Source organism: Vibrio genomosp. F6, assembly GCF_005146325.1.
Lineage (GTDB): Bacteria > Pseudomonadota > Gammaproteobacteria > Enterobacterales > Vibrionaceae > Vibrio > Vibrio cortegadensis.
Map to the genome: position 1 here is coordinate 1 of NZ_SYUT01000139.1, position 539 is coordinate 539.

General features: G+C 46.9%; 1 protein-coding gene. It reads right to left on the reverse strand.

The genetic code is table 11. The features are described 5' to 3' along the window. Window positions 1-33: 33 nt before the first annotated feature. On the reverse strand, window positions 34-539 hold a 506-nt coding region (locus FCV43_RS20170), incomplete at its 5' end, for an IS3 family transposase (RefSeq protein WP_136996186.1).

Sequence of the window (539 nt, forward strand, 5' to 3'; positions counted from 1 at the left end):
TGGTGTACCCCACAAAAAGTAGACAGTACATAACTACATACTTTCGTACTCAACGGGGCTGACATGCCCCAACGCTGAGTGTCTTCTTTTTCGATTGTAGAACACTTCGATATATTCGAAGATCCCCATTCGGGCTTCTTCGATTGTTTGATAATCTTCTGCGTAAATCAATTCGACTTTCAGTCGACTGAAGAACGACTCCATTACTGCATTGTCCCAACAGTTACCCTGACGGCTCATGCTTGGTACGCCTCCATGCTTTCGCATGAAGTCCTGATACTTATAAGCTCTGTATTGTACACCACGGTCTGAGTGGATTAAGACGCCTTTCGGCGGCTTGCGTGACTTAAACGCCATTTTCAAAGCGTTGGTGATGAGCACCTCTGTCATATTGGTGTCTAATGACCAACCCACAATGCGTCTCGAGTGAAGGTCTAACACTGTCGCAAGATAGAGCCAACGGCTCTTTACCCAGATATAGGTGATGTCGGTGACCCACTTCTGGTTGGGGCTCTCGGCCTCAAAGTCTCTACGCAATA